The organism is Pseudomonas sp. NPDC090233, from assembly GCF_044772285.1.
Lineage (GTDB): Bacteria > Pseudomonadota > Gammaproteobacteria > Pseudomonadales > Pseudomonadaceae > Aquipseudomonas.
The window spans coordinates 1-4025 of sequence record NZ_JBIVYQ010000017.1; the positions used below are offsets into that span (position 1 = coordinate 1).

General features: G+C 53.7%; 4 protein-coding genes. All 4 read right to left on the reverse strand.

Features of this window, described 5'->3' with window-relative positions; translation table 11 throughout:
- Positions 1-212: 212 nt before the first annotated feature.
- Entirely contained in the window at positions 213-1007 is a 795-nt protein-coding gene (gene icmH, locus ACIQUF_RS25460) for a type IVB secretion system protein IcmH/DotU (RefSeq protein ID WP_403136503.1), read from the reverse strand.
- A gap of 176 nt (positions 1008-1183) precedes the next feature.
- A complete protein-coding gene (locus ACIQUF_RS25465) occupies positions 1184-1447 on the reverse strand; it encodes a PAAR domain-containing protein (RefSeq protein WP_403136498.1) in 264 nt (87 codons plus the stop codon).
- 130 nt (positions 1448-1577) lie between these two features.
- Positions 1578-1913: a hypothetical protein gene (locus tag ACIQUF_RS25470; RefSeq protein WP_403136500.1), complete on the reverse strand. Its 336-nt coding sequence runs from the start codon at positions 1911-1913 to the stop codon at positions 1578-1580.
- Positions 1904-4025: RHS repeat-associated core domain-containing protein (locus ACIQUF_RS25475; RefSeq protein WP_403136502.1), on the reverse strand; the 2122-nt coding region annotated here is incomplete at its 5' end. The genes ACIQUF_RS25475 and ACIQUF_RS25470, both read right to left, overlap by 10 nt.

Here is a 4025-nt window from a genome sequence, read left to right on the forward strand (position 1 = left end):
GGTTCAGGGGACCGGGCATGTTGTAGAATGCGCGGGTTAAATGCAGGCAAGACACTAGCGAGGAATCCGTTCCAAGTCGCCGTGATGACTTCCTATAAAGCTGTAGGAAGTTTCACCAAATACAGCCGTTACATTTTTTGTAGGCACAGCGTTACTGGCTGCGCTTATAGGCGCAGTGACTGTTGAGTCAAGTCAGTTAAGCGATGCTGAGTTTATGGCTGCAGCATTGCTTGCAGCGAGTCCAGAACTTGCGTGGTAATACCATTGAGCTTTGTGGCGAAGTACAAATAGCTGGCGACGGAGAAAACGCCCATCACAGCCCAAGGTGTCCACCAGGGTAATTGACGATTCATGCGATAGTGTCTGGGCACGACATTACTCAGTGGATCGGTAAGACGCTGCGATTCAGGAGCAGGGCCGCGCAGCTCGACGATCCGGTCATGGATACGGTTGATCCAGACGTCCAGGTCCCTGTCGCCATGGGTTTGGTTGGCGTACTTGCCCCGATAACCGAGGGCCAGGCACCAGAACAGGAAGACGAACAGGTCATAGCGTTTTTCGGGAGCTTCGAGCAGGCGTTCGAGCACGCTGAAGAATTTTTCGCCGCCCCAGGTCTCTTCATGGATGGCACTGAGCAACGATTGAGCTTTCCACGGGGAGTCGCGTCCCCAGGGTGTAGCCATCACGGCCTCATCGACCAGGCAGCAGAGACAGTAGGAAAACACCACGCGGTCACCTTCATCGCAGTGTTTCAGTTGGCGCACCTCTTCGACCATGACGTGGATCTGGTTCTTCACGTACGCGAACAGCTGTTCGACGTGCTCATAGCGTTCGGTGCCCTCAAGGCGAACGACGAGGCCCAGCAGGGGAGATGCGATATCGAGGATTGGGTTGTTGGTGATGGAACGGGTTTCAAATCCTAGCTCATCGACCTGTGGGAACAGCTCGCTCTGAGGCTGAGATCTGCGTGTATCTGTATGACTTCTTTTATAGTCTTGCTCGGGCACACTTTTCAAGATTAAACCTCCTGGTCACATCACCGGCAGCCGACCCGTCCGGGCACGCCAGAACGGGCGGGTTTGCGTCGGCGGTATTGATGATCTGCAGCTGGCGTTTAAAAAGGGCGACAATAGGCATGATTGAGCGATGCGTGTTGTGCGGATTGGCTGTCATGCTCATCTAGTCAGCGACTCACGCTGCCGTGGGAGGCGCTGGCGATCAAACTGGCACCGCAAGCTGTTTTCATGCCATCAAGGGCCACGGCGATGCCGTTGACTCGGTAGGTATCACTACCTTCAGTAATCGGGAAAACACCTTTGCAAAGTGGACATGACACCATATTGCCTTTACCAGCCATGGGGCGGCCGCTTAGATTAGTGTGTGGGATCGAATCGACCACGACGCCGCCATGGTTGGTTGAATCGCCAAGTCTTACAATATCTTTCATATCATTGGCCCTTTTTTCGTCACGTTGCAATATTGGTTGAACAGCATTGAATTGAGTAGTGCGTATTTTAGGCTCATCGCTGCACCCAGGCTAGTGTGTTCGATTGTCACAGCAAGAGAGTGCTGACGCATTAAAAGCTTTCGACACCCTCTGGGTGAGTAACGGTGAATACAATTTTGCCCTGCATTATTTGCAGATTTTCAATGCTAATTTTCCTGTTGTTCGATGATATCGCATAGAATCCGAGCTTATGTATTTGCTGCTCTAATTGATCTGCCTGTATGATTAATAATTCATTTGCGGCCCGTTCTAATTCGGTAAAAATCTTTTCGTATTTTTTATAGTACTGAGTTTGGCGAAATGTGCCTGAAATTATATTTCCGGTCACCACAGGGATCTCTACACTTCCAATGCACTCGTTTTGGGCATCCATAATTTTAATCATATTCTGCTGTGTTATGGACATTTCGTAGTTTTTCCTAATGCGCTCGCTAGCTTTTCGAGATTCCCGTCGATGAAACCATTCATTCCATCAGGATGAATTATACGTGCATGGTTAGGGAATTTTCGAGTCGGATCACTCATCACGTCAAACCCAGCCTCTCTAATAGCTTCAGTAGTTCCGGAGGCAATTGTACCCGCCGCACGCTGTAGGCCGCTGGCATTTGGGAAACCTTCTCGCATTTGTTTTGAAGCTTCGCAGGGGCAACAACTATGCAGTACGGATATTCCCGGTGGTAGTAAATTTTTCTCGGCATCTTTTAGCTGTAGATTTTCTATTGAATTTCCACCGATACGATGCACAGCTGTTTTGGTTGGTAATGAGTTTTTGGCTAAACCATAAGGGTCAATCCAGCCTGTCGGGTTAGTTACATAGCTATAGAAATTTATTCCCCCAACCGCGCCGATCGGATCCACCCCGATAAATCGGCCGACTTGCGGATCATAGTACCGGTATCGGTTGTAGTGCAGCCGCGTCTCAACATCAAAATACTGCCCCTGAAAGCGTAGCGGATTTCCTATCTCTGCCCGTGGGGCAATCTCGCTCCGCTTTTCGTGCGCCAGTCCCCAAGCTTTGTAGATGCCGCTCCAGGCAATAGATCCATTTTCATCCGTCACCTCCATTGGCGTTCCAAGCTGATCGCACTGATACCAGGCAAATTTATCTACAGGCGTTGGAATCGGCTTATGCTGCCACAGTGGATCCCGAGCAATGTTGTAGTGATCGCCGTAGGTGGGTTGCGACAGCAAGTCTAGGGTCGAGCCGATCAACGCCTGCGCCACGGGCACGAATGTCCCTGGCTCAAACACATAGTGGGTCGTGCTGCCGCCGCGTTCCTCCCGGTCACGGCACTCCGTCGCGAGTGTGTCACCTTCCCAGGTGAACCAAGTGAACCCGCAGCCCAGTTCCTCATCCCGCTGCCGCCGTGTATTTTCGTTCCACATCGGCCCCGCCTGTGGGCGGTCACGGTACTTCGAGCGCGAATTCTTGTAGAGGCGACGGCCGAGTGCGTCGTACGCGAAATCGACAATCAACCGGTCATCTTCATAGCGTCGCAGTCGGTTGTAGAGGTCCCACACAAAGTGACCGCTCTTGCCCTCCTCGATTCGCTCCAGCAAGTTGCCGCGCTCGTCGTAGCGGTACTGAGTACCGCAGTAGCTGCGCAGCACGTTGTCGTTGATCTTACGGGGTGAGTGCGGATTCGGACCGGGCGGGGCCTGTGGGTCGAGCAAGTTACTCGCCGGGTCGAAGGCGAACATCTCCTTTTCGTAGTTGAGCCTGGCTTCGAGCAGCCGACCCACAGGATCGTAGCGGTAACGTAGATCGCCGCGGTTGAGGTCATTGATGTGACCGAGCTGACCGGCCTCGTCGTATCGGTAGCTGCGTATCGCGATGCGCTTGGTGGCGCCACGGTGTGACAAGGTTTGTTCGAACAACTGGCCGTTCGGGGTCCAGGTCTGGCGTTGAATAAGGCCGTTGCCTTGCTCGCGACCAATTTCTCGATGCAGGTCGTCGCGCTGGTAGTTGAGCAGTTCGCGGTCGTCGAACTTCAAGCCCAGCAGATGCCCGCTACCATAGGTCAGCCAGCTGACCCGGTGGCCGTCAGGCCGGGTGGTGGCGGTGCGCAGGTTAAGCGCGTCGTATTCGTGAGTGAACACCGCGACCTTCGGCTGCTGCATGTACTTGAAGTGCTGGTGTTCACGGGTGTTGTTGCCCGCTGCATCGTAGAACCATTGCAGCTTGCAGGCTTGGTTCTCGGCAAGTAGCAAACGGCCATTGCCGTCATAGGCGAACGTTTCCGTTTCCCACACCTTGCCGCCGCGCTCGCCTGCGTTGCTCTCGACCAGGCGACCCATGGGATCGTATTGGAAGTGGGTAATGCGGTCGCCATCGAGGCGGCGTGTCGGCTGCTCACTGCTGTTGTCGTAGAAGTAGTCGGTGATCTTTTCGTCGAAACCGGTCTCCATGACCAAGCGACCCACGGGGTCGTACTTGAAGCGGGCCTCGCTGTTGTTCTCGTTGCGCAGGCGCACCAGCTGGCCGAGCTTGTCCCAGTGGTAATGAAGGGTGGATTGG

Bases quoted from the DNA above. Each gene is read 5' to 3' on its own strand.
- ACIQUF_RS25470 (WP_403136500.1), bottom strand. From the start codon at position 1,913: ATGTCCATAACACAGCAGAATATGATTAAAATTATGGATGCCCAAAAC.
- ACIQUF_RS25465 (WP_403136498.1), bottom strand. From the start codon at position 1,447: ATGAAAGATATTGTAAGACTTGGCGATTCAACCAACCATGGCGGCGTC.